Origin of the sequence: Amycolatopsis melonis (assembly GCF_040064235.1) — a bacterium.
Lineage (GTDB): Bacteria > Actinomycetota > Actinomycetes > Mycobacteriales > Pseudonocardiaceae > Amycolatopsis > Amycolatopsis melonis.
This window is the reverse complement of the sequence record NZ_JBDZYD010000003.1, coordinates 65,103-88,186: the sequence shown is the minus strand read 5'-3', so window position 1 is coordinate 88,186 and position 23,084 is coordinate 65,103. Positions and strand designations below refer to the sequence as shown.

Here is a 23,084-nt window from a genome sequence, read left to right as displayed (position 1 = left end):
CCGGTGGACGAGCCCGGGGACCAGCGAGCATCGGCGGCCGTGGCGGGCCGGGGCGACGAGTGCACGACCGGCTGCGGTGGACGAGCCCGGGGACCAGTGAGCGCCGGCGGCCGTGGCAGGCCGGGGCGACGACCGGCTGCGTGGACGAGCCCGGGGACCAGCCAGCATCGGCGGCTCTAACGGCCCGGGGCGACGAGCGCACGACCGGCTGCGGCGGACGAGTCCGGGAGCCAGTGAACATCGGCGGCTCTGGCGGGCCGGGGCGACGAGCGCACGGCGGGCTGCGGTGGACGAGCCCGGGAACCAGCGACCATCGGCGGCTCTAACGGCCCGGGGCGACGAGCGCACGACCGGCTGCTCCGGGGCGGCCCTGCCGGTCGGGCCGGGCGCCTGACCTACCTCGGCAGCATCGGCATCAGGTAGTACGTCAGCTCCACCTCCCCAGGCTCGACGGCCCGCAGGATGCACGCCCGCATCCCCGGCTGGATCGCCAACGTCACCCACTCACCCGTGAACGCCGCCAATGCGTCGAGCAGGTACCTCGCCTGGAACGACGGGGACGTCCGGCCGCCGCTTACCTGGGCCTTCAGTGTCTCCTCCGCTTCGCCCGTGTCCTGGCGGGCGCTCGCCAGGCGGACGTGGGCGTCACCGACCTCGAGCGTCAGGACCCTGCGGTCCTCCGCGTACACCCCGACCCTCCGGACCGCCGCCGCCAGGGCGTCCGCCTCCACGGTCACCGTGGTGTCCACCGCGCCCGACTGGATCGACTTCTCCGACAGGAAGCCCGCGTCCAGGACCGCCGTCGCGATCAGGCCTCCCGGCCAGCTCACGCCGAAGCGCCCTGGGCCCGCGTGGAGGCCTACCCGGCCGCGGGCCTGGCGGGCCGCCTCCGTCAGCAGGGCTGCCGGGACCAGGACGTCCAACTCTCCCGGGGTGGCCTGGGGCAGGCGGGCCACCGCCATCCGGTAGCGGTCCGACGCCGTCAGCGTGAGGCGGTTGCCTCCCTGCAGGCGGACGCCCGTGAACAGCGGGAGCGGGTCGTCCTTGGCCGCCGTTCCCGCGACGATCCTCAGTGCCGACGCGAATGCCGGACCGTCCACTTCGGACACCTTGGCCGGTGGTCCGCCGTCCGCCGCGGTGTCCGGGAGCAGCGGGAGTGCGAAGCGGGCGTTGTCCAGCCGCAGGGCCAGGCGGCTGCCTTCGACGACCAGGCGGACCAGCTCGGCGTCGAGCACCTTGAGCGTCTCGGCCAGCGGGGCCGCCGGGACGACGACCGCGCCGTCGGTGTGCGTGGTGGCCGGGCAGCCGAACCGGACGGCCAGGTCCGGGGTGGTTCCGGCGACCGTCAGCCCGGCCGCGTCCGCCTGCAGCCGCAGCCCGGTGCGGGCGGGCAGCAGGCGCGACGCGGCCGTGACGGCCGACGAGAGGCGGTGGGCAGGCGCTGTGACGTCCATGACCCCAAGCTAGCCACCACCACCGACAAAAACCGGAAAACTAGGCGTTGACCAGCGCACGAGCCGGCGCCGGGGCCGGTCGCACGGTGCTGCGCAGCAGCCAGACCGCCGCTGCCAGCAGCAGGCCCGCGACGCTCGCGGCCAGGAAGGCCGCGCCCGGGCCCGCGTGCTCGACGACGTAGCCGCTCACCGACTGGCCCGCCGCCAGCCCCAGCGTCACCGCCGTCAGCACCCAGCCGAACGCCTCCGCCGCCGTCCCGGCCGGGGCGACCAGCTCGATCGCCGCCGAATGGGCGGTCGACTGCGGGGTGATCAGCGCGCCCGCCAGCAGCATCATCAGGGCCAGGCCCCACAGCGACGACGGCCACGCGAGCAGCGCGACCAGCGCACCGAACCCGCCGAGCAGCACCGGCAGCCGCAGGCCCAGCTGCCGTGGCCACGGCCGCAGGCTGTACGCGACGCCGAACGCCACCGAACTCAGCGACCACGCCGACAGCAGCAGCCCGCCGAGCGAAGGCGAACCGGCCTCGGTGGCCGACGCCGGCACGGCGACCTCGACGAACCCGATCACCACGCCGAAGCCCAGCGCGGCGAGCGCCAGGGTGCGCATGCCCGGGCTCGCCAGCGCGCCGAGCAGCGAACCCTGGGAGCCCTCCGACGGACCCCACGCCCGCACCGCCGGGCTCAGCGCGAACAGCACCGCCCCGGTGATCTGCAGCGCGACGCCCAGCACCAGGCCGGTGCCCGCCCACGGCGCCAGCACCAGCAGCCCGGCCACGCCGGGGCCGAGGATGAAGAAGACCTCCATGCTGATCGCCTCGTAGGAGAACGCGGCGTTGCGCGCGCCACCGGGCGGCAGCAGCCGCGACCACAGCGCACGGGACGCCGACCCGACCATCGGCTCGGCCAGGCCGGTCGCCGCGCCGAAGGCGACGAGCACGGCGGTCGGGGCGTGCGACTCGATCGCCGTGACCAGTGCGGTCATCGCGAGCGCGGACAGCAGCGCGACGACGAGCAGGGGGCGCGTCGGCCCGAACCGGTCGATCAGCCTGCCCTGCACGACCGCGCCGACCGACACCCCGACGAGTGAACCGGCCGAGACGAGCCCGGCGGCGGCGAAGGAACCGGTTTCGCGCTGGACGTAGAGCAGGGCCGAAATGCCGATCATGGCGATCGGCAGGCGGGCGAGCACGGACGCGACGGCGGGCCGCCGGGCCGCGCGGGTCGTCAGCGCGGTGCGGTAGTCGGCGAGGGACGTGCGGCTTTCGTGGTTCGAGACAGACTGGGACACGCGTACCAGTATGCCGCAGAGTGGTACGTCGGTACCAGTTATTTCCCGGTCAGGTGCGTCACCAGCGCGGACGGAAGCTGATCTTGGTCCCGGACGGGGAGGTCTCGATCCGGTAACACTGCCGATATTCTCCGTGGACTCCTGCAACGAAACGGCGCAGACGGCGTCCTTGAGAGTGAATGGCCTTGAATTCGTGGGTATGGGCCGTGATGGTTGAACAACAGCACAGAACCCAGCTCCCTCCGGCATATGGGTCGGGGCCTGATCCGGAGGGCGGGGAGCGCGGATCGTCGGGGGATGGTCCGCGCAAACAACGAAGAGCCGGTGCGCCACGTCGGGGGTGGCGCCCGGCTCTTTGTTGTTTTGCTCAGCTGTCGGCCCAGCACGAAGGCCCCTCACCCAGCCGGGTGAGGGGCCTTCGACGGCAAGACTCAGCGAGCGCGGCGGGCCAGGCGCTCCGGGTCCAGGATCAGCACGCTCTTGCCCTCGAGCCGCAGCCAGCCGCGGTGGGCGAAGTCGGCGAGCGCCTTGTTGACGGTCTCGCGCGAGGCGCCGACGTACTGGGCGATCTCCTCCTGCGTCAGGTCGTGCGTGACCCGCAGCAGGCCCGCCTCCTGGCTGCCGAACCGCTGCGCGAGCTGCAGCAGCGCGCGCGCCACGCGGCCGGGGACGTCGGTGAAGATCAGCTCGGCGACCATGTTGTTCGTCCGGCGCAGGCGGCGCGCGACCACGCGCAGCAGCTGCTCGGCGATCTCCGGGCGGGTCGAGATCCACTGGCGCAGGGCCGGGCGGTCCATGGTGACCGCGCGGACCTCGGTGACCGTGGTCGCGCTCGACGTCCGGGGGCCCGGGTCGAAGATGGACAGCTCGCCGAACATGTCCGACGGGCCGAAGATGCCCAGCAGGTTCTCGCGGCCGTCCGGCGACTTGCGGCCGATCTTCACCTTGCCGGACTGGATGATGTACAGCTTGTCGCCGGGCTCGCCCTCGTTGAAGATGACATGGCCGCGGGGGAACTCCACGGATTCCAAGGTCTGGGCCAGCGCCTCCGCCGCTGCCGGCTCCACACCCTGGAAAATGCCCGCACGGGCCAGGGTTTCGTCCACCTCGGGTGCCTCCTCGTCGAGAAACGATCACGCTCCCCCGGTGCTGGAGGAGCGTGCCGCCGATCACTTGCGCGTCAGTCTAGGGCGTACTCCCGAGATCGCCCGCTGAACTCGCGTATCGCGGAGACGATCTCGTTCGACGTGGAGCCTAACTCCGCACGCGGCGCGCGCGTAGCCTGGCTGCCCGTCCGCCCAGCCTACGCAGCCGGAACAGCTCCAGCGCACGGCCGATGCCGTGCCCGTAGAGCGCCCTGACCTCGTTGGGCTGCGCCTGCTCGAGGAACTCTTCGACCTCGTTCTCCTGCACCGCGACGTGCTTGAGCCTGCTCTCCACGCGCTCCATGCCCAGCGCGAAGAACATGATGACCAGGGGGACCAGGATGACGAACCAGACAGTCATGACCGGACCCCGAAACACTCAGTGGAAAGCATCTACTCCAGATCCTCGCTCATGGCGGCCGGAAAACGCGCCGAGGTGGTGCTCTGGCGTGTCGGTCGTCCACCGGTGCAGTCACCGGCTCGTCCGACGGCGCCCGTAGGCTATCGGGGTGCCACCTGCCACCACGAACGCCCCCCGTGAGGGCGCTGGTGAAAGCCGGTTAGCTCTGGTGAGACGCGCCAGGCGGATGAAGCGTTGCTTGGACGACGTGTATCCGGACGCCCACTGCGAGCTCGACTTCACCACGCCGCTGGAACTGCTGGTCGCGGTCGTGCTGTCCGCGCAGACCACCGACGTCCGGGTGAACCTCGTCACCCCCGCCCTGTTCAAGCGCTACCGGACGGCCGCCGACTACGCGGGCGCCGACCGCGCCGAGCTGGAGGAGTACCTCCGCAGCACCGGCTTCTACCGGGCCAAGGCGAACTCGGTGATGGGCCTCGGCGCGGCGCTGGTCGAGCGCTTCGGCGGCGAGGTGCCGAACAAGCTCGAAGACCTCGTCACGCTGCCCGGCGTCGGCCGGAAGACCGCCAACGTCGTCCTCGGCAACGCCTTCGACGTCCCGGGCATCACCGTCGACACGCACTTCGGGCGGCTGGTCCGGCGCTGGAAGTGGACGGCGGAGGAGGACCCGGTCAAGGTCGAGCACGCGGTCGGTGAGCTGATTCCCCGCAAGGAGTGGACGATGCTCTCCCACCGGGTGATCTTCCACGGGCGGCGGGTCTGCCACGCCAAGAAGCCCGCCTGCGGTGCCTGCCCGCTGGCCAAGGACTGCCCGTCGTACGGCACCGGCCCGACCGGCTTCGAGGAAGCCGCGAAACTGGTCAAGGGCGTCGAAAAGGACCACATCCTGGCCATGGCGGCGCCCCGGTGACGAGAGTCACCAAGTGGTCGCTCGCCGCCGCCGTGCTGGCGGTGGCGCTGATCGTCGCGCTGCTGCCCCGCGGCGGCGACGACCCCGCCGCGAAGCCGTCCGCGGACCTCGCACCGGCCCGGGCCGCGGCGGCGCTGCAGCCGTGCCCGGCGCCGGGGTCCGGCGCGCCGGTCAAGCAGCTCGACGGGGTCACCGCGGACTGCCTCGGCGACGGCGCGAGCGTCGACCTCGGCCGGGCGCTCGCCGGTACTCCGGTGCTGGTCAACGTGTGGGCGTCCTGGTGCGAGCCGTGCCGGACCGAGCTGCCCGTGCTCCAGGAGTACGCGAAGCAGCCGGGTGCCGTGCGCGTCCTCGGCGTCCAGGTGCAGAGCCCGGCGAAGGACGGGCTGGACCTGCTGGCGAAGCTCAGCGTGCACCTGCCGTCGGTGTTCGACGGCGACGGCCGCGGCGGGCCGGTCCGGACGGCGCTGAAGGTGCCGCCGCGGCTTCCGGCGTCCTACCTCGTCACCGCGGCGGGCGAGGTCCGGTTCATCGCGAACCCACCCACCTTCGTGAACACTGACCAGGTGCGCGCGGCAGTCGAGGGGGCATCGTGATCGGACCACTGGTCGAGCCGGAGTCGGTTCCCGAATGGCTCCGGCCGCTGGTCAAGGTGAGCGGCGAGGTCGACTCCCGGACGTTCACCCGGTTCAGCCCGCCCGAGGACGCCTACACGCGCCCGGCTGCGGTGCTCGTCCTCTTCGGCGAGCGCGAAGCCGACGGCGAGCCGGACGTCCTGCTGCAGCGGCGTGCCGACACGCTGGGCTCGCACGCCGGCCAGGTCGCCTTCCCGGGCGGCGGCGCCGAGGACGGCGACGGCGGCCCGGTCGGTACCGCGCTGCGCGAGGCCGAGGAGGAGACCGGGGTGGTCCCGTCCGGCGTCCGGCCGGTCGCGGTGCTGCCCGAGCTGTTCGTCCCGGTGTCCGGGTTCGCCGTGACGCCGGTGCTGGCGCACTGGGCCGAGCCGTCGCCGGTGCACGCGGTCGACCCGGCCGAAACGGCATCCGTCGCCCGCGTCGCGATCGCGGACCTGGTCGACCCGGCCAACCGGTTCACGGTCAAGAAGGCGGGCGCGCCGTGGAAGGGCCCGGCCTTCGAGGTCGACGGCCTGTTCGTCTGGGGATTCACGGCCGGTCTGCTGTCGGTCCTGCTGAGCCTGGGCGGCTGGGAACGCGAGTGGGACTCGGGAGACGTCCGGGACCTCGACGAGGCCCTGGCGGCGTATCGGGCGCGGCTTGAAGAAGGAGTGACGCGGTGAACTGGGTCGACGTGGTGGTGCTGCTGCTGGCGCTGCTGGCGGCGGTGTCCGGCGCGGTCCAGGGCGTGATCATCGCGCTGCCCTCGCTCGTCGGCGTCATCCTCGGCGCCGTCGCCGGGATCAAGCTCGCGCCGGTCGTCGTGGCGTTCTTCGACGACCCGGTGTGGAAGGTCGCGCTCTCGGTCGCGACGGTGGTGTTCCTGGTCGCGCTCGGCGAGGCGATCGGCGTCTACGTCGGCCGCAGGCTGCGCCAGAAGATCAACCCGGTCAAGCTCTCCGGCGTCGACAAGACGCTCGGCGCGGTCGTGCAGGCGCTGGTCGTGTTCGTGGTGGCGTGGCTGATCGCGACGCCGCTGACGGCCGTCTCCGGCGCGCCGTGGCTGGCGAAGGCGATCAACCACTCGGTGGTGCTCGGCAAGGTCAACGACGCCATGCCGCAGGCCGCGCAGGGCTTCCCGAGCCAGCTGCGCAAGCTGCTCGACGCGTCCGGCTTCCCGTCCATTGTGGACCCGTTCCAGAAGGCCCCGACCGCGGACACGTCCCCGCCGGACCCGGCGCTGCAACGCAGCGCGATCGTCCAGCAGCTGCACGGCAGCGTGGTCAAGATCCGCGGCAGCGCCAGCTCGTGCTCGCGGTCGCTGGAGGGCAGCGGGTTCGTGATCGCGCCCCAGCGGGTGATGACGAACGCGCACGTCGTGGCCGGCACCGACACGGTCGGCATCGAGACGACGCAGGGCGACTACCCGGCCCGCGTCGTCTACTTCGACCCGGAGGTCGACATCGCGGTACTGGCCGTCCCGCGGCTGCGCGCCGAGCCACTGCAGTTCGCGCCGGAGACGGCACGGGCGGGCGACAGCGCGATCGTGCTCGGCTACCCGCTCGACGGCCCGTACCGCGCGACGCCCGCCCGCGTGCGCGGCCGGATCAACCTGCGCGGCCCGGACATCTACGAGGCCCACACGGTGCAGCGGGACGTCTTCACGGTCCGCGCGGAGATCCGCAGCGGCAACTCGGGCGGCCCGATGGTCGACCCGGACGGCAAGGTCATCGGCGTGGTCTTCGGCGCGGCGGTGGAGGACCCGGAGACGGGCTTCACGCTGACGGCCGAGCAGGTCCGCGCGGAGGTCGACGCGGCGTCTTCGCAGACGGAGAATGTCTCGACGGGGTCCTGCGCCGCCTAGCGGCCGAAGCGCCGGGCCAGGCCGTCCAGCAGGGCGCGCATGCCCAGCTCGAAGATGTCGTCCAGGACCAGGTCGTAGCCCGTCTCGGTCAGCTCGGCCAGCATGCGGCCGAACGTCGGGTGGCCTGCCGCCATCGCCGCCACCGCCGGGGCCTGGTGGTCCATCCAGTCGTCGCCGGTGAGCCCGGACGTCGCCAGCGCGCTCTGCTCGCGCTCCAGGTGGATCGCCATGCCCTGGACGTGGCTGAAGAACAGCACGTGCAGGTCGCACAGCGTCGCCGCGTCGACGCCCAGCTCCGACAGCGCCGACAGGGCCCATTCGCCGTGGACCGCCAGGTTGCGCAGCGGCAGCGGCCGGGTGATCGGGCCGAGCTGCGCGAGCCACGGGTGGCGCTTGAACAGCGACCAGAGCGTGCGGCCGCCCAGCGTCAGCCGGGCTCGCCAGTCGCCCGACGGCCTGGCCGGGTAGCCGCGCTCGCCGAACGCCGCGTCCGCCATCAGCAGCACCAGCTCGTCCCGGCCCCGCACGTACCGGTACGGCGCCATCGCCGCGACGCCGAGGCGGGCCGCCACGCCGCGCATCGACAGCGCGCCGAGGCCCTCGGCGTCGGCGATGGCGATGGCCGTCCGGACCAGCCGGTCGCGCGTCAGCCCGCGCTGCTCACGGCGGTCGGGACCGGCGACGACCGTGCCCGACCGCGGCTCCGCCCGGACGACGCCCTCCTGGCTCAGCAGGGCCAGCGCCTTCGCCGCGGTCGCGAGCGCGACGCCGTGGTCGGCCGCGAGCCGCCGGGTCGAGGGCACCCGCGCACCCGGCGCCAGCTCGCCGCGGGCGATCCGGCCACGCAGCTCGTCGGCGATGGCCACGTACTTCACCGCTGCCTCCTGACCTAGTACAGACAGCCATCTGTACTAGCACAGATGTAGCCATTGAACTGCGGGAACTCCACAGTGGTGCGCAACAGCGTACAACTCTGGAGGAAACATGCGGAACGTCCTGATCTCCGGCGCCGGGATCGCCGGCAGCACCCTGGCCTGGTTCCTGGCCCGCGCGGGCTGGACGGTGACGGTCGTCGAGCGGGCGCCCGGCCCGCGCACCGGCGGCCAGGCGATCGACGTGCGCGGTGCCGCGCTCGACGTCGTCGACGAGATGGGGATCGGCGACCGCCTGCGTGCGCTGCGGACCCGGATGCGCGGAATGTCCATGGTGGACGGTGACGGCCACGAGCTGTGCCGCTCGGAGGAACACACCTTCAGCAGCGGACGGCTCGACAGCGCCGACTTCGAGGTGCTGCGCGACGACGTCGTCGCGGTCCTGCAGGAGACGACCCACGTCGAGTACGTCTACGGCGACGCGATCACCGCTCTCACCGAGCAGGAGCACGGCGTGCGCGTCGAGTTCGAACACGGCGGCTTCCGGACGTTCGACCTGGTCGTCGGGGCCGACGGCCTGCACTCGGCGGTGCGACGGCTGGTGTTCGGCCCCGAGGAGCAGTTCACCCGGCACCTCGGGCAGTACCTGGCGATCTTCCCGGCCCCCAACTTCCTCGGCCTCGAGGACTGGCAGGTGTGGTTCCGGCACGAGGACACCGGCGGCGCGGTCTACCCGGTGCGCGGCAACACCGAGCTGCGCGTGACCCTCGGGTTCGGCTCGGAACCGCTGCCGCGGATGGCCGTCCCGGAGCAGAAACGGCTGATCGCCGAACGGCTCGGCGGGGTCGGCTGGGAAGTGCCGAAGCTGCTCGAAGCCATGGCCGCGGCGGAGGTCTTCTACTTCGACGCCATGGCCCAGATCCACCTCGACCGCTGGTCCTCGGGCCGGGTCGTGCTGGTCGGCGACGCCGGGTACTGCGCTTCGGCGCTGTCCGGGCAGGGGACGAGCCTCGCGCTCGTCGGCGCGTACGTCCTCGCGCAGGAACTCGGCCGGGCGGAGCACGAAGAGGCTTTCGCGGCCTACGAACGGCGGATGCGGCCCTTCGTGGCCCTCAACCAGGCGCTGGCCACCGAGAACCCGGAAGGCCCCGCCGCCGAGGAGTCGGTGGAGCGGGCGAAGAACGCCATCAGTCTCGCTTGAGGAAGTCCACCAGGGCTGCCGACGTGCGGTCCGGGGCTTCGAGGTGGGGGAAGTGCCCGACGCCCGGCCAGATCTGCGGCTCGGCGTGCGGGCCCGCCCAGCGCACCGACGACTGCGCCGTTTCGGGCAGGATGCAGGTGTCCTCGGCGCCGTGCAGCTGCAGTGTCGGCGCCGCGATCCGGGTGCCGACGGCGTCGGTGAACCGGCGGCCTTCGCCGCGGAACTGGGCGCGGAACGCCCACCGGTAGTACTCCAGCGCGCTGTGCGCGACGCCCGGCACGAGCATCGCCTGCCGGAACTTCCCGGCACTCTCGGTGAAGTCCGAAGTGGACCGCCAGCGCGGTCCGGCCCAGCCGCCGAACAGGTCCGCCACGGCCTGGGCGTCGTCCTTCACCAGCCACTTCTCCGGCGCCATCGGCACCTGGAAGCGGAAGAGGTGCCCGGCCGCGCGGCCCTGGCCGCGCCACGGGCGGGCCGTGCCCCGGCGCAGCGCGAGCGGGTGGGCGGCGCCGATCGCCGTCACCGACGACACCAGCCGCGGGTGCAGTGCCGCGACCGTCCAGGCGAGCATGCCGCCCCACGCGTGCCCGGCCAGGTGGGCGCGTCGCGCCCCGAGCGACTTGATCAGGCCGCCGACGTCGCCGGCGAGCGTCCACGCGTCGTAGCCGCGCGGCGGCTTGTCCGAGTCGCCGTAACCGCGCAGGTCGACGGCGACGGCGCGGAATCCGGCGTCGGCCAGTGCCCGCAGCTGGTGGTGCCAGGTCCACCAGAACTCGGCGAATCCGTGCAGCAGCACCACGACGGGCCCCTCGCCGAGCTCGGCCACGTGCAGCCGGATGCCGTTCGCGGACACGTCGCGGTGGGCCCACGGGCCGTCGAGCCGGACGATCGACGGGTCGGGGGACGCGTGCAACGACTCAGTCGCGCGTGGTCACGCCGGTTTCGGCGGCACGCTGCGGCTTGAGCGCGGCGGCGGTCTCCTTGACGCTGGCGATCGTCCGCTCGGGCGCCTTGAACTTCCGCACCTTGCGGTAGCCGAGGAACCCGACGCCTGCCGCGACCAGCAGCATCAGGACGAACACGATGCCGAACGCGATCCAGCGGTAGCGCAGCCACTCGGCCAGCCCCTCGGCCGCGAAGAAGAACAGGAAGAACGTGCTGTACAGGAAGACCGTCAGCGCGATCAGGAAGAAGACCGCCCCCTTGAGGCCCTTCTTCACCTCCCCGACCAGCTCGGACTTCGCCAGCTCCATCTCGGCCCTGACCAGGGTGGAGATGTGCTGGGTCGCGTCGCCGACCAGACGGCCGATGGACTGGTCGCTTGGCGCGTCGGTGGCGGAGGACAGCGGGAGGTAAGGCACGGCCCCCACGCCGTCGGGGCCGGTGCGCTCGTGTTTGGGGCTGCTCACCGGGTCATCGTGCCATGCGTCCCGTGACCGGGCGCGGCGGACTCACTGTGTGTCGGACATTTGCGCATGAACCTTGCTACGACGGAGTAGCAAGGCCGCCGCCAGCAGGGACGCCGCCGCCGACGCGAGCAGCACCGCCGCCTTCGCCAGTTCGCTCGCCTGCTCGGGCAGCGCCAGCTCCGCGATCAGCAGGCTCACGGTGAACCCGACCCCGCCGAGCACGGACAGCGCGGCCATGTCGCGCCAGCCCATCCCGCGTGGTTTCTCCGCCGCGCGCAGCTTCACCGCGAGCAGGCTGGCTCCGAGGATGCCGACGACCTTGCCACCGAGCAGCCCGGCGAACACCGCGAGCGGCAACGCCGTCGTGAACACTTCGCCGAGCGCGTCGCCGTTGACCGTGATCCCGGCCGCGAACAGCGCGAACAGCGGCACGGCCACCGCCGCCGACCACGGCTGGAGGCGGTGTTCGAGCCGCAGCGCGGGTGCTTCGGCCTCGCCTTCGTCGGCGCGGACGCGGGTGAGCAGGCCCAGCGCGACGCCGGCGATCGTCGCGTGGACGCCCGCCGAGTGCACCGCGACCCACGTGACGAGCGCGAGCGGGACGTAGATCCACGGCGTCCGGACCCGCCGGTGCTGCAGGAACGCGTACAGCGCGAGGGCGGCGACGGCGACCGCCACCGCGACCAGGTCGAAGCCCGTCGTGAACAGCACGGCGATGACGACGATCGCGCCGAGGTCGTCCACCACGGCCAGCGACAGCAGGAAGATCCGCGCGCTCGACGGCAGGTTCGACGCGGTAAGCGCGAGCACGCCGAGAGCGAACGCGATGTCGGTCGCGACCGGGATCGCCCAGGCCCGCTCGATGCCCGGCGTGCCCCAGCCGACGGCCAGCGCGACGAGGGCGGGCACGACCATGCCGCCGATCGCGGCCACGACCGGCAGGATGGCCTGCTTGAAGCGGGACAGCTCGCCGACGACCAGCTCGCGCTTGAGTTCCAGCCCGGCGACGAAGAAGAACAGGGCGAGCAGGCCGTCCTTGGCCCAGTCGCCGACCGTCAGGTCGAGGTGCAGGAACTGCGGGCCGATCCGGAACTCGCGCAGGGCGTGATAGCTGTCCCGCAGTGGCGAATTGGCCCAGACCAGCGCGACCGCGGTCGCGGCGAGCAGGATGAGCCCGCCGGTGGTCTCGGTGCGCAGGTACCGGGCGAACTCGGACAGGGGACGGGACACGGCGGCTCCTCGGGGTTGCCGATCACTGTTGCCGACCAGACTTCCCGGCGCACCTTGACGGTATTTTAATGCCTTTTGTCACGGATCGTCATGACGGTCGCCACACGTTGTGCCGGTGGTGAGTCACCTGATCGGCCCATACCATGCCAAGCGACAACGAAGTCCGAGACAAAGGATGAGGACAGTTGTGAGCACCTCCACAGAGGTCCAGCAGGACACGAGGTTCTTCGGGCACCCACGAGGACTGGCGAACCTCTTCGGCGTCGAGATGTGGGAGCGGTTCTCCTACTACGGGATGCTCGGCATCCTGCCGATCTACCTCTACTACAAGGTCGAGCAGGGTGGCCTGGGCCTGGCGCAGGAGTCCGCGCTCGGCATCGTCGGCGCGTACGGCGGCCTGGTGTACCTCTCGGCGGTCATCGGCGCCTGGGTCGCCGACCGGCTCCTCGGCTCGGAACGGACGCTGTTCTACAGCGCCGTGCTGATCATGATCGGCCACATCAGCCTCGCGCTGCTGCCCGGCCTGGCCGGGATCGGCGTCGGCCTGGTGTGCGTCGCGGTCGGCAGCGGCGGGCTGAAGTCCAACGCGACGGCCATCGTCGGCACGCTCTACGCCGAGGGCGACGAGCGGCGCGACGCCGGCTTCACGATCTTCTACATGGGCGTCAACCTCGGCGGTTTCGTCGGCCCGCTGCTGACCGGGCTCGCGCAGAGCGAGGTCGGCTTCCACCTCGGCTTCGGGCTCGCCGCGATCGGCATGGCCCTCGGCCTCGGCCAGTACACGATCGGCCGGAAGAACCTCGGCGAGAAGGCCAAGGAGGTCCCGAACCCGCTGCCGTCGTCCCAGCGGCTGCTCGCCGTCGGTGCCGCCGTCGTGCTGGTCGCGGTCGTCCTGGCGCTGGTGCTCACCGGCGTCGTCCACCCGGGCAACCTCGCCGACGTCGTGGTGTGGGTGGTCGCCGCGATCTCGGTCGTCTACTTCCTGGTCATCCTGACCAGCAGCAAGATCACCGGCGTGGAACGCAGCCGGGTGCTGTCGTTCATCCCGATGTTCCTCGCCAGCGCCGTGTTCTTCTCGCTGTACCAGCAGCAGTTCACGGTCGTCGCCGCCTACACCGACCAGCGGCTGGACCGGGACCTGTTCGGCTGGGTGATGCCGGTGTCCTGGGTCAGCTCGATCAACCCGGTGTTCATCATCGTGTTCGCGCCGATCCTCGCCGCGCTGTGGACGAAGCTGGGCGAGCGCCAGCCGTCGACGCCGATGAAGTTCGTGCTCGGCACGGTGCTGATGGGCGTGGCCTTCCTGCTGTTCCTGCCGATGGTCGGCAGCGGCAAGAACGCGAGCCCGCTGCTCGCGCTGGTGGGCATCCTGTTCGTCTTCACGATCGCCGAGCTGTGCCTGTCGCCGGTGGGGCTGTCGCTGTCGACGAAGCTCGCGCCGGAGGCGTTCCGGACGCAGATGGTGGCGCTGAACTTCCTGTCGATCTCGCTGGGCACGGCGATGTCCGGCAAGCTGGCCGAGTACTACACGGTCGACGACGAAGGGGCGTACTTCAGCACGGTCGGCCTGGTCGCCATCGGGGTCGGCGTGCTGCTGTTCCTGGGCATTCCCTTCATCCGCAGGCTGATGAAGGGCGTCCACTAGCCGACGGTGACGCCGAAGAGCACCCCGACGTAGTACGTGACGAGCATGGTGAGGGCGCCGACGCCGACGTTCCGCAGGATCGCGCGCCCCACCTTCGCGTCGCCGAGCCGCGCGCTGATGTACCCGGTCAGCGTGAGGCCGACGACGACCGCGGCGGCGCACGCCCAGACCCGCAGCGAGACGCCCGCCCAGGCGATGGAGAGGATCGGCAGCAGCGCGCCGACCGAGAACGCGACGAACGACGCCCACGCCGCCTGCCACGGGCTGGTCAGGTTGTCCGGGTCGATGCCCAGCTCGGCCTCGGCGTGCGCCTGCAGCGCGTCCTTCTCGGTCAGTTCGCGCGCGACCCGGCCGGCCAGTTCCGGCGAGAGGCCCTTGTCCTCGTAGATTTCGGCGAGTTCGCGTTCCTCGGCCTCGGGCATCTCCTTCAGCTCCTGCTTTTCCAGCCGGAGCAAGGCCTGTTCGGTGTCGCGCTGGGTGCTCACGGAGACGTATTCCCCGCCTGCCATGGAAAAGGCGCCGGCGACGAGCCCGGCGATTCCGGCGGTGAGAATCGTGGTGCTTTCCGTGGTCGCCCCGGCCACGCCGACGACGATGCCGGCGACCGACACGATCCCGTCGTTCGCCCCCAGCACCCCGGCACGCAGCCAGTTCAGCTTCCCGCCCACGCTCCCGTGTGGTTCGTGGGCGTGCTCCACCGCGTCACCGTCGATCGTCTCGGTCACCAGAACAGTGAAACACGGAAGCGGATTCCGGGCGAGAGCAGGGTTTCCGGTCAGGGCGGCCTAATTAACACATGCCTTACCTAAGTGGCGTCCTGTGTGGACTCACCGGTTCTGGGTCATGATGGAGGCATGGAAGAGCAGGTATGGCAGCCGCTGCGCACGGTCGAGGGCCTCTCGCTGACCGGAGGCGAGGGCCGGTTCCGGCTGCTGGAGACGGCGGCGAGCGGAGTGGCCTACCTGATCCACTACCCGGCGGGAGTGTCCTCGCCGACGCACGCGCACGACCACGACAGCATCGTGTACGTGCTGTCGGGCCGCCTGCGCGGCGCGGTCGACGGCGTCGAGGCGGTGCTCGAACCGGGGAATTCGGTGGTGCACCCGAAGGGCGTGGCCCACCACGTCGAGGCGCTGACGGACGCCATGTGGGTGGAGTTCAAGTCGCCGCTGCCGGGCCGCCCGCCGATCGCCTGAACCACCCAGGCCGCCGCCGGGAAGCGGAAACGCCCGGCCCCGCCGATCGCGGACCCGGGCGTTTCCTGGGGTGAAGCTCAGACGTCCAGCTCGGCGAGGGCCTGCTTGGCCTTCTCCAGCTCGGCCTCCAGCGCGGCGACCTTCGCGGCCTGCGCCTCACGGGCCTGGTTGATCACCTCGTCGATCGGGCCGGACAGCTCGGCGTGCAGCTCCTTCGCCGCGCGCGAGACCGCCGCGGCCGGGATCTCCAGGCCCTTCGCGACCCACTTCGAACCGTTCTTCAGCTCGGCCTGCCACTCGCCGTCGGCGGTGCCGGTGACCGTCAGGATCAGCTCGACCGTGCGGGTCTTCTTCGCCGTCGACGCCGTCGCCGCACCCTTCGGGCGGCCGCGCTTCGGCTTGGGAGCCTCCTCCTCGGCCGCGGACTCGGCCGCGGACTCGGGCGAGTCCGCCGAGGGAGAGGGGGACGCGGACTCGGTGACGGGCGCCTCGGCGGCGGGAACCTCCGGAGTCGAAACCGGAGCCGAAGCCGTTTCCTCGTCGTGCGTCAGGACATCCACGGTCATCGTCGTGTCGTCTCCTTGCCCGGGAAGTGGGTGTGGTTCGCGGCACAGCGTAGAACATGCGTTCGAGTCGTGCCACTCGGGGTGTCATGACAGAGCCCTCCCGGCGAGAAGCCGGAAGGGCCCTGACGCGAGAACGCTAGCTCACTCCTCGGACTTGCCCGACTTCAGGCCCGACGAGATCAGGTCCATCACCGACGAGTCCGCCAGCGTGGTGACGTCCCCGACCTGCCGGTTCTCGGCGACGTCGCGCAGCAGGCGGCGCATGATCTTGCCCGAGCGCGTCTTCGGCAGCTCCGGCACGACCATGATCTGCCGCGGCTTCGCGATCGGCCCGATCTCCTTCGCGACGTGGTTGCGCAGCTCCTGCACGGCCTCGTCGCCACCGTCCACGGCGTTGCCGCGCAGGATGACGAACGCGACGATGCCCTGGCCGGTCGTCGGGTCGGTCGCGCCGACGACCGCCGCCTCGGCCACCGTCGGGTGCGAGACCAGCGCCGACTCGACCTCGGTCGTCGAGATGCGGTGGCCGGACACGTTCATCACGTCGTCGACGCGGCCGAGCAGCCAGACGTCACCGTCGTTGTCGTACTTCGCGCCGTCGCCGGCGAAGTAGAAGCCCTGCTCGCTGAAGCGCGACCAGTACGTCTCCTTGAAGCGCTCCTCGTCGCCCCAGACGCCCCGCAGCATCGACGGCCACGGCTTGTCGAGCACCAGGTACCCGCCGCCACCCGGGCCGACCTCGTTGCCCTGGTCGTCGACGACCTTCGCGGAGATGCCCGGCAGCGCCTTCTGGGCCGAGCCCGGCTTGGCGGCGGTGACGCCCGGCAGCGGTGAGATCATGATCGCGCCGGTCTCGGTCTGCCACCACGTGTCGACGATCGGGGTCTTGCCCGCGCCGATGTTCTCGCGGTACCAGATCCATGCCTCGGGGTTGATCGGCTCGCCGACCGAGCCCAGCACCCGCAGCGACGACAGGTCGTACTTCTCGGGGATTTCCGCGCCCCACTTCATGAACGTGCGGATCAGCGTCGGCGCGGTGTAGTAGATGGAGACCTTGTACTTCTGGATGATCTCCCAGTGCCGTCCCTCGTGCGGGGTGTTCGGCGTGCCTTCGTAGACCACCTGCGTCACGCGGTTTGCCAGCGGGCCGTAGACGATGTAGCTGTGGCCGGTGATCCAGCCGATGTCCGCGGTGCACCAGTAGACGTCCTCGCCCGCCTTGTGGTCGAAGACGTTGTGGTGCGTGTACGCCGTCTGCGTCAGGTAGCCGCCCGACGTGTGGAGAATGCCCTTCGGCTTCCCGGTCGTGCCGGACGTGTACAGGATGAACAGCGGGTGCTCGCTGTCGAACGCCTCGGGAGTGTGCTCTTCGGACTGTCCGTCGACCAAGTCGTGCCACCAGAGGTCGCGGCCCTCGGTCCACGGCACCTCGCCTTCGAGCTGGTCGCCCGTGCGCTTGACGACGATGACCTTCTCGACGGTCTCGGCCCCTTGGAGCGCTTCGTCGACATTGGCCTTCATCGGCGCGGCCTTGCCGCGGCGGAACTGGCCGTCGGAGGTGATGACGAGCTTCGCGGCGGCGTCGTCGACGCGCGCCCGCAGCGCCGTCGGGGAGAAGCCGCCGAAGACGACGCTGTGCAGCGCGCCGATCCGCGCGCACGCGAGCATCGCGAAGATGGCCTCGGGGACCATCTGCAGCTGGATCGCGACGACGTCGCCGGCGGTGACGCCGAGCGAGGTGAGTGCGTTGGCCGCCTTGGAAACCTCGGTCTTCAGCTCGGCGTAGGTGATGTCCCGGGTGTCACCCGGCTCGCCGACCCAGTGGATCGCGACCTGGTCGCCGTGGCCGGACTCGACGTGCCGGTCGACGCAGTTGTAGGCGACGTTCAGCTTGCCGCCGACGAACCACTTCGCGAACGGCGCATTGGTCCAGTCCAGTACCGTGGTCCACTTCGTGTCCCACGTGAGCCGCTCGGCCTGCTTGGCCCAGAACGCTTCGCGATCGGCGTCCGCCTCGGCGTAGAGATCGGCCTTCGCATTGGCCTGGGCAGCGAATTCTTCGCTGGGCGGGAAGGTGCGGCTCTCGGTGAGCAGGTTGTCCAGGGCTGGGGACTGCTCGGTCATGGTTGCAAGGCCTCCTGTAGTGCGCCGATACGACGGCTAGCGGCACGCTAGCGACGTTAGTCCGCCTTGTAAAAGGTTGCACCCACGTTGCCCCGCCGGATCACCGTGCCAGGCGAGCGGTGGTGACTAAGCGTTCGTTCAGGCGGGCCTTCGCGCCCGGCCACTCCGGCGCCACCATCGAATAGGTGACAGTGTCGCGCGACGAGCCGTCCGGCCGGATCCGGTGTGCCCGCAGGATGCCCTCGCGCAGCGCGCCGAGCCGCTCGATGGCGCGTTGCGAGCGCAGGTTCCGGATGTCGGTCTCCCAGGAAACCCGTTGCGCGCCAAGGGTTTCGAAGGCGTGGGTGAGCAGCAGCAGCTTCGACTCGGTGTTCAGCCCGGTGCGCTGCCACGCGGCGCCGATCCAGGTGTGCCCGATCGACAGGATCCGGTGCTTCTCGACGACCTGGTAGTACGACGTCGTCCCGGCGACGCGCCCGGAAGCGTCGATCTGCGCGAACGGCCGCCGGTCGGGATCGGCCAGCGCCTGCTCGACGAACCGCTCCATGGCCGGGACGTCGGCAGGCTGCCGCGTGCTCAGCCACGTCCAGATGCCGGGGTCGGCGCCGGCCTCGAACAGGCCCTTGGCGTGCTCGGGGGACAGGGGTTCCAGGCGGACGTGCTCGCCGGACAGGATCGGTTGCGTGTTCCAGTCGCTCACGGGCTCACCGTAGGACCGATATTGGCTTTCCCTGATAGCCAGTTTCCGAGCATTTCAAGAGGCCACTTCGGCGTTGCCTATGCTCGGCGGACCACGACGAAGGGCGAGATCGATGGCCGAAGAGCGGGAAGAGCTGACCTGGGAGCTGTTCGGCACGGCGAGCCGTGAACTGGCTCACACGATCGCCGACGACGGCTTCGCGCCGGACCTCGTCCTGTCCATCGCCCGCGGCGGCCTGTTCGTCGCCGGCGCGCTCGGCTACGCGCTGGACGTGAAGAACCTGCACGTGATGAACGTCGAGTTCTACACCGGCGTCGACCAGCGCCTCGACCTGCCGGTGATGCTGCCGCCGGTGCCCAACGTCGTCGACCTGGCGAGCAAGAAGGTGCTCATCGCCGACGACGTCGCCGACACCGGCGCCACCCTCAAGCTCGTCCGCGACTTCTGCCTCGACCACGTCGCCGAGGTGCGCTCGGCGGTCGTCTACGAGAAGCCGCACTCGACGGTGAAGTGCGAGTACGTCTGGCGGCACACCGACAAGTGGATCAACTTCCCGTGGTCGGTGCTGCCGCCCGTGGTCTCCCGCGAAGGCCAGGTGCTCGATGCCTGACCCGCTCAAGCCCCTCCTCGACCTCGACGGCGTCGCGGCGGCGGCGAAGTCGGCGCAGGACGCGATCTTCGCGGTCCACCGCCTCCCGGCCAACCTCCGCGGCGGCGCGGCAACGGCGGCGGAGGCCTCGGTGCGCGCCGCCCGCGCGTCGGCGGGTATCGAAGGCGCCAACCCGGAGCTGCCCGCCGACGGCACGGTCGACGACCCGGTCCTGGCGGGCGCCCTGCGCGTCGCGGAGACACTGGAGTCGCTGCTGCCGACCTGGCGCCGGGCACCGCTGCAGGCGTTGGCGCGCCTGCACGTCCTGGCCGCGGCGGACCTGGTGGACGACCAGGACGCACTGGGCCGCCCGCACTCCGGCGGCGGCCGTCTCGAGCTGCTGGCCCAGCTGGTGACCGGAGCAACGTCGGTCCCCGGCCCGATCCTGACGGCGGTCGTCCACGGCGAGCTGCTGGCCCTGAAGCCGTTCGGCAGCGCGGACGGCATCGTGGCCCGCGCGGCGGCCCGGCTGACGATGGTCGCCACCGGCCTGGACCCGAAGTCGCTGAGCGTGCCCGAGGTGTCGTTCTTCCGCCGCGTGCCGCGATACCTCGAAGCCGCGGAAGGCTTCGCGAGCGGAACGCCCGAAGGGGTCCGCGGGTGGCTGCTGTTCTGCTGCGAAGCGTTCGAGGCCGGTGCGCGCGAGGCGAGGAGCATCTCGGACGCGGCTTCCTGACACCGAAACGGCGGTAGCCCGTGCCGCCTCGTTCGTGGTCCCGTACCGGTATGAACCGGAAGTGCGGTGCTTTCCTGACAGCAGTGCTCGCCGCGGTGAGCGTGCTGGCGTCCGCCGGGCCGGCGCAGGCCAAGACCGCCGTCCAGACCTGTACCGGCACCTGGGCGGTCACCTACGACCCGCCCATCACCAACACGCCCCGGCTCGTGTCCGGGGTCCTCACCGGCACTTTCCCCGTCTGCACCGATCCGCAGGCCTTCACCGCGACCTACACCCAGGTGTTCACCGACGTGGTCTCCTGCACGACGCTGCTCAACGCCGGTTCGACGTCGCGCACGTACGTGTGGGGCAATCCGGCGGCCGAGCCGACCACCTTCACCTACAACTTCACGACCACCGTGGTCGGCGGTCAGGTCGTCGTCACGAACACGGGCGTGATCACGGCCGGGCGGTACGCGCCGGGCAGCGCGGTCCAGGTGGCCACGCTCGTGACGCCGGACGCCCTCGCCTGCGCCGGCCCGGGGATCGGCAGCCTCACCGGCCCGACGACCCTCACCATCTATGCCCCGTGAGTTAGGCCAGCACGGCGTCCAGCAGGCCGGGGAACCGCGCCTGCACGTCCTCGCGGCGTAGCTCCACCCAGCGCGTCCGGCCTTCGACGAACGTCGTCGTCAGCCCGGCTTCGCGCAGTACGCGCCAGTGGTGCGACAACGTCGGCGCGGTGATGTCCAGGTCGTACTCGCCGAGCGCGCAGCTGCGTGGCTCGGTCTCCTTCGCCAGCTCACGCACCAGTTCCAGGCGCACCGGGTCGGCGAGTGCCTGCAGCACCGGCACGATCTCGATCGCTTCGCGGGCCGGTTGGGGCAGTGTCCGGGCCACGGGAAATCCCTTCGATCATTTGACAACGATCGAAGTGTATCCCCATCATGACCGCATGACGATTCGACGATCATCTAATGATCGGCTGGGGGTCCTGCTCGTTCTCGCGGTGGGCACGTTCACCGTCGGCACCGACGGGTTCGTGCTCAACGGCCTCCTCCCGGTCATCGCCGCCGACCTGCACGTGACCGAGTCCGTGGCCGGCCAGCTCACCACCGTCTTCGCCCTGACCTACGCGATCGCCTCGCCGCTGCTGGCCGCGTTCACCGGCGGCTGGGACCGCCGGTGGCTGCTGGCAGGCGGCATGGCGCTGTTCACCGTCGGCATGGCCGGGCAGGCGCTCGGGACGTCGTTCGCGGTGGTCGCCGTGGCCCGGCTGCTCGCCGCGGTCGGCGCCGCCGCCTTCCAGTCCAACGCCTACGTCCTCGCGGGCGCCCTTTCCTCCGAAGAACGCCGTGGCCGCGCGCTCGCCACCGTCGCCGCCGGGATGAGCGTGTCCATGGTGCTCGGCGTCCCGATCGGCGTGCTGGCCGGGAACTGGCTCGGCTGGCGTGCGGTGATGTGGGGGATCGGGGTGGTCGCGGTGGTCGTCGCCGCGCTGATCCCGATCGTCCCCGAAGTCCGCGTGCCCGCCGCCGGCCTGCGGGCCCGCCTTGCCGTCGTCGTGCGGCCGCCGGTGGCCCGCGTGCTGCTGGTGACGATCCTCGGCACGCTCGCCGGGTTCACCGTGTTCGTCTACCTGCCGGTGCTCGTCGGGCCGGTCGCGAGCGGCGCCGTGCTGTCGTGGGTGCTGGTCGGGTCCGGGCTCGGCCAGGTCGCCGGCACGACGTTCACCGGCCGCGCCACCGACCGCCTCGGCCCTGGCCGCGTCCGCCTGCTTTCGCTGGCAGGCACCGCGGTCGTGCTCGCCGTCCTCGACTTCGCCGTGCTTTCGCTGCCCGGCGCGCTGCTGCTCGCCTTCTTCTCCGGGGCCTTCAGCGGGATGCTGATGGTGCCGCAGCAGCACCGGCTGTTCACCGTCGCCCCGGACGCGCCGACTGTCGCATTGGGACTGAACGGCTCGGCCATCTACGTCGGCGGCGCGCTCGGTTCCGCGATCGGCGGCGTCGTCCTGGCCGCCGCGGGACCGTCGTGGGTCGGCCCGGCCGGCGCGCTCGCCGCCGCCGCGGCGCTGGCCGCCTGCGTCAGGAAAGCTTCGCCGACCACTTCTCTTCGATCCGCCCGAACCGCCACACCGCCAGTGCGATGACCCACGTCAGCACGAACAGCCCGGCGATCCCGAAGCCGACGTAGTCCAGGTTCACCGACGCGATCGCGGCCAGCGGACCGGAGGTGATGGCCAGCTTCTCGGCCAGGATCGAGACCAGCTCGATCGTCCCGACGACCAGCGCCACCGCGACCGAGAGCGCGGTCACCGTGATGTTGTAGAAGATCTTGCGGACCGGCTTCGCGAACGCCCAGCCGTAGGCGAAGTTCATGAAGCAGCCGTCGGCGGTGTCGAACAGGCTCATCCCCGCCGCGAACAGGATCGGCAGCACGAGGATCGCGTACCAGGGCAGCGAAAACGTCGCCGCGCCCGCGGCGAGCACGAGCAGCCCGATCTCGGTCGCGGTGTCGAAGCCCAGCCCGAACAGCACCCCGACCGGGTAGATGTGCCACGGCTTCCGCACGGCCTTCGTTGCGCCGCGCAGCAGCCGGTTCAGCACGCCGCGGTTGTCCAGGTGCCGTTCCAGCGCGGCTTCGTCGAAGTCGCCGCGGCGCATCCGCCGGAACACGCGCAGGATGCCGGCCAGCACCACCAGGTTCAGGATCGCGATCACGTACAGGAACACGCCGGACACCGACGTCCCGATGACGCCGGTGACGTCGTGCAACGCCGACGAGCCGTCCTCGACCTGCCCGGCCAGCGCGCGGACGCCGAGGGACAGCAGCAGGCACAGCGCGAAGACGACCGTCGAGTGCCCGAGCGAGAACCAGAAGCCGACCGACAGCGGGCGCTGCCCGTCGGCCATCAGCTTGCGGGTGGTGTTGTCGATCGCCGCGATGTGGTCGGCGTCGAACGCGTGCCGCATGCCGAGCGTGAACGCGGTGACGCCCAGCCCGATCCCGAACACGCCGGACGAGCCCAGCGCGTAGTGCCGCGGCGCGACGAACGCCGCGAGCACGACCCAGCCCACGACGTTGAGCAGCAGGACGAACCCCGCCATCCCGCCGATCGACACCCACTCGCGGCGCGACAGCCCGCGCCGCGAGTCCACGGAGACGTCCGTCATCGCCCACCCGCCTTCTCTCGTCTGA

General features: G+C 71.2%; 25 protein-coding genes. 11 read left to right on the top strand and 14 right to left on the bottom strand.

All coding sequences use genetic code 11. The features are described from left to right. Positions 1-395: 395 nt before the first annotated feature. From ABJI51_RS08235 to ABJI51_RS08220, 4 genes are all read right to left on the bottom strand, one after another. The gene (locus ABJI51_RS08235; RefSeq protein WP_348948859.1) at positions 396-1,454 is read right to left on the bottom strand and encodes a DNA polymerase III subunit beta; all 1,059 of its coding nucleotides are present in this window, start codon (positions 1,452-1,454) and stop codon (positions 396-398) included. A gap of 40 nt (positions 1,455-1,494) precedes the next feature. Next, positions 1,495-2,745 (bottom strand): MFS transporter, encoded by a 1,251-nt coding sequence (locus ABJI51_RS08230; protein ID WP_348948857.1) that lies wholly within the window; start codon positions 2,743-2,745, stop codon positions 1,495-1,497. A 431-nt stretch (positions 2,746-3,176) separates the two neighbouring features. Further along, on the bottom strand, positions 3,177-3,851 hold the full coding sequence (locus tag ABJI51_RS08225) for a Crp/Fnr family transcriptional regulator (protein WP_003081747.1): 675 nt from the start codon (positions 3,849-3,851) through the stop codon (positions 3,177-3,179). 148 nt (positions 3,852-3,999) lie between these two features. After that, positions 4,000-4,251 carry a hypothetical protein gene (locus tag ABJI51_RS08220; protein ID WP_003081722.1) on the bottom strand — a complete coding sequence of 84 codons (252 nt, stop codon included), beginning with the start codon at positions 4,249-4,251 and terminating at the stop codon, positions 4,000-4,002. Between the two features lie 226 nt (positions 4,252-4,477). Between ABJI51_RS08220 and nth the strand changes: the two genes are divergently transcribed. Genes nth through ABJI51_RS08200 form a run of 4 tightly spaced genes read left to right on the top strand, consistent with a single transcriptional unit; the run spans position 4,478 to position 7,639 of the window. Continuing rightward, on the top strand, positions 4,478-5,161 hold the full coding sequence (gene nth, locus ABJI51_RS08215) for an endonuclease III (RefSeq protein ID WP_348948854.1): 684 nt from the start codon (positions 4,478-4,480) through the stop codon (positions 5,159-5,161). Then, positions 5,158-5,757, top strand: coding sequence for a TlpA family protein disulfide reductase (locus ABJI51_RS08210; protein WP_348948852.1), 600 nt, complete (start codon positions 5,158-5,160; stop codon positions 5,755-5,757). Before nth ends, ABJI51_RS08210 begins: the two co-directional genes overlap by 4 nt. Beyond that, a complete protein-coding gene (locus ABJI51_RS08205; RefSeq protein ID WP_348948851.1) occupies positions 5,754-6,458 on the top strand; it encodes an NUDIX hydrolase in 705 nt (234 codons plus the stop codon). Before ABJI51_RS08210 ends, ABJI51_RS08205 begins: the two co-directional genes overlap by 4 nt. After that, positions 6,455-7,639 carry a MarP family serine protease gene (locus tag ABJI51_RS08200; protein ID WP_348948850.1) on the top strand — a complete coding sequence of 395 codons (1,185 nt, stop codon included), beginning with the start codon at positions 6,455-6,457 and terminating at the stop codon, positions 7,637-7,639. The genes ABJI51_RS08205 and ABJI51_RS08200 overlap by 4 nt, the downstream gene beginning before the upstream one ends. Here the strand turns inward: ABJI51_RS08200 and ABJI51_RS08195 are convergent. Further along, complete coding sequence (locus tag ABJI51_RS08195; RefSeq protein WP_348948848.1) at positions 7,636-8,514, bottom strand: TetR/AcrR family transcriptional regulator; 879 nt, start codon at positions 8,512-8,514, stop codon at positions 7,636-7,638. The genes ABJI51_RS08200 and ABJI51_RS08195 overlap by 4 nt on opposite strands. A 109-nt stretch (positions 8,515-8,623) precedes the next feature. Between ABJI51_RS08195 and ABJI51_RS08190 the strand changes: the two genes are divergently transcribed. Then, on the top strand, positions 8,624-9,712 hold the full coding sequence (locus ABJI51_RS08190; RefSeq protein ID WP_348948846.1) for an FAD-dependent oxidoreductase: 1,089 nt from the start codon (positions 8,624-8,626) through the stop codon (positions 9,710-9,712). Here ABJI51_RS08190 and ABJI51_RS08185 read toward each other — a convergent pair. The 3 genes from ABJI51_RS08185 to nhaA are packed head-to-tail and all read right to left on the bottom strand — an operon-like array spanning position 9,699 to position 12,351. Beyond that, on the bottom strand, positions 9,699-10,625 hold the full coding sequence (locus tag ABJI51_RS08185; protein ID WP_348948845.1) for an alpha/beta fold hydrolase: 927 nt from the start codon (positions 10,623-10,625) through the stop codon (positions 9,699-9,701). The two genes, ABJI51_RS08190 and ABJI51_RS08185, sit on opposite strands and share 14 nt — an antisense overlap. Before the next feature lie 4 nt (positions 10,626-10,629). Then, positions 10,630-11,121, bottom strand: a complete 492-nt coding sequence (locus ABJI51_RS08180) for a phage holin family protein (protein ID WP_348948843.1) — start codon at positions 11,119-11,121, stop codon at positions 10,630-10,632. Between the two features lie 42 nt (positions 11,122-11,163). Continuing rightward, on the bottom strand, positions 11,164-12,351 hold the full coding sequence (gene nhaA, locus ABJI51_RS08175; RefSeq protein ID WP_348948841.1) for a Na+/H+ antiporter NhaA: 1,188 nt from the start codon (positions 12,349-12,351) through the stop codon (positions 11,164-11,166). Between the two features lie 187 nt (positions 12,352-12,538). Between nhaA and ABJI51_RS08170 the strand changes: the two genes are divergently transcribed. Beyond that, positions 12,539-13,996 (top strand): peptide MFS transporter, encoded by a 1,458-nt coding sequence (locus ABJI51_RS08170; RefSeq protein WP_348948840.1) that lies wholly within the window; start codon positions 12,539-12,541, stop codon positions 13,994-13,996. Here ABJI51_RS08170 and ABJI51_RS08165 read toward each other — a convergent pair. Beyond that, positions 13,993-14,721, bottom strand: coding sequence for a VIT1/CCC1 transporter family protein (locus ABJI51_RS08165; RefSeq protein WP_348948839.1), 729 nt, complete (start codon positions 14,719-14,721; stop codon positions 13,993-13,995). The genes ABJI51_RS08170 and ABJI51_RS08165 overlap by 4 nt on opposite strands. Positions 14,722-14,850: 129 nt before the next feature. On the opposite strand from ABJI51_RS08165, the gene ABJI51_RS08160 reads away from it, so the two are divergent. Next, a complete protein-coding gene (locus ABJI51_RS08160; protein ID WP_348948837.1) occupies positions 14,851-15,192 on the top strand; it encodes a cupin domain-containing protein in 342 nt (113 codons plus the stop codon). 77 nt (positions 15,193-15,269) lie between these two features. On the opposite strand, the gene ABJI51_RS08155 is transcribed toward ABJI51_RS08160, so the two are convergent. The 3 genes from ABJI51_RS08155 to ABJI51_RS08145 form a co-directional block, all read right to left on the bottom strand. Then, positions 15,270-15,758: a DUF6319 family protein gene (locus ABJI51_RS08155; protein ID WP_348948836.1), complete on the bottom strand. Its 489-nt coding sequence runs from the start codon at positions 15,756-15,758 to the stop codon at positions 15,270-15,272. Positions 15,759-15,899: 141 nt separating this feature from the next. Then, positions 15,900-17,882 (bottom strand): acetate--CoA ligase, encoded by a 1,983-nt coding sequence (gene acs / locus ABJI51_RS08150; protein WP_348948834.1) that lies wholly within the window; start codon positions 17,880-17,882, stop codon positions 15,900-15,902. Between the two features lie 100 nt (positions 17,883-17,982). Then, positions 17,983-18,582, bottom strand: a complete 600-nt coding sequence (locus tag ABJI51_RS08145; protein ID WP_348948833.1) for a GNAT family N-acetyltransferase — start codon at positions 18,580-18,582, stop codon at positions 17,983-17,985. Positions 18,583-18,694: 112 nt separating this feature from the next. On the opposite strand from ABJI51_RS08145, the gene ABJI51_RS08140 reads away from it, so the two are divergent. From ABJI51_RS08140 to ABJI51_RS08130, 3 genes are read left to right on the top strand one after another with little or no spacing between them, the layout of a single operon-like run. Further along, positions 18,695-19,192, top strand: a complete 498-nt coding sequence (locus tag ABJI51_RS08140) for a phosphoribosyltransferase (RefSeq protein WP_348948831.1) — start codon at positions 18,695-18,697, stop codon at positions 19,190-19,192. Beyond that, positions 19,185-19,907, top strand: a complete 723-nt coding sequence (locus ABJI51_RS08135; protein WP_348948829.1) for a Fic family protein — start codon at positions 19,185-19,187, stop codon at positions 19,905-19,907. Before ABJI51_RS08140 ends, ABJI51_RS08135 begins: the two co-directional genes overlap by 8 nt. A gap of 50 nt (positions 19,908-19,957) precedes the next feature. Continuing rightward, the gene (locus tag ABJI51_RS08130) at positions 19,958-20,479 is read left to right on the top strand and encodes a hypothetical protein (protein ID WP_348948827.1); all 522 of its coding nucleotides are present in this window, start codon (positions 19,958-19,960) and stop codon (positions 20,477-20,479) included. Between the two features lies 1 nt (position 20,480). Here the strand turns inward: ABJI51_RS08130 and ABJI51_RS08125 are convergent, their stop codons facing one another. Continuing rightward, positions 20,481-20,786 (bottom strand): ArsR/SmtB family transcription factor, encoded by a 306-nt coding sequence (locus tag ABJI51_RS08125; protein WP_348948825.1) that lies wholly within the window; start codon positions 20,784-20,786, stop codon positions 20,481-20,483. A gap of 55 nt (positions 20,787-20,841) precedes the next feature. Here ABJI51_RS08125 and ABJI51_RS08120 point away from each other — a divergent pair, with 55 nt between their 5' ends. Further along, a complete protein-coding gene (locus ABJI51_RS08120; protein ID WP_348948824.1) occupies positions 20,842-22,035 on the top strand; it encodes an MFS transporter in 1,194 nt (397 codons plus the stop codon). Here ABJI51_RS08120 and nicT read toward each other — a convergent pair. After that, positions 21,971-23,059: a Nickel transporter NicT gene (nicT, locus tag ABJI51_RS08115; protein ID WP_348948822.1), complete on the bottom strand. Its 1,089-nt coding sequence runs from the start codon at positions 23,057-23,059 to the stop codon at positions 21,971-21,973. The genes ABJI51_RS08120 and nicT overlap by 65 nt on opposite strands. Between the last annotated feature and the right edge of the window lie 25 nt (positions 23,060-23,084).

Excerpts from the sequence above, each read along its gene's own strand:
- ABJI51_RS08235 (WP_348948859.1), bottom strand. The coding sequence starts at position 1,454 with ATGGACGTCACAGCGCCTGCCCACCGCCTCTCGTCGGCCGTCACGGCC.
- ABJI51_RS08220 (WP_003081722.1), bottom strand. The coding sequence starts at position 4,251 with ATGACTGTCTGGTTCGTCATCCTGGTCCCCCTGGTCATCATGTTCTTC.
- nth (WP_348948854.1), top strand. The coding sequence starts at position 4,478 with ATGAAGCGTTGCTTGGACGACGTGTATCCGGACGCCCACTGCGAGCTC.
- ABJI51_RS08190 (WP_348948846.1), top strand. The coding sequence starts at position 8,624 with ATGCGGAACGTCCTGATCTCCGGCGCCGGGATCGCCGGCAGCACCCTG.
- ABJI51_RS08160 (WP_348948837.1), top strand. The coding sequence starts at position 14,851 with ATGGAAGAGCAGGTATGGCAGCCGCTGCGCACGGTCGAGGGCCTCTCG.
- ABJI51_RS08155 (WP_348948836.1), bottom strand. The coding sequence starts at position 15,758 with ATGACCGTGGATGTCCTGACGCACGACGAGGAAACGGCTTCGGCTCCG.
- acs (WP_348948834.1), bottom strand. The coding sequence starts at position 17,882 with ATGACCGAGCAGTCCCCAGCCCTGGACAACCTGCTCACCGAGAGCCGC.
- ABJI51_RS08140 (WP_348948831.1), top strand. The coding sequence starts at position 18,695 with ATGGCCGAAGAGCGGGAAGAGCTGACCTGGGAGCTGTTCGGCACGGCG.
- ABJI51_RS08135 (WP_348948829.1), top strand. The coding sequence starts at position 19,185 with ATGCCTGACCCGCTCAAGCCCCTCCTCGACCTCGACGGCGTCGCGGCG.
- ABJI51_RS08130 (WP_348948827.1), top strand. The coding sequence starts at position 19,958 with ATGAACCGGAAGTGCGGTGCTTTCCTGACAGCAGTGCTCGCCGCGGTG.
- ABJI51_RS08120 (WP_348948824.1), top strand. The coding sequence starts at position 20,842 with ATGACGATTCGACGATCATCTAATGATCGGCTGGGGGTCCTGCTCGTT.
- nicT (WP_348948822.1), bottom strand. The coding sequence starts at position 23,059 with ATGACGGACGTCTCCGTGGACTCGCGGCGCGGGCTGTCGCGCCGCGAG.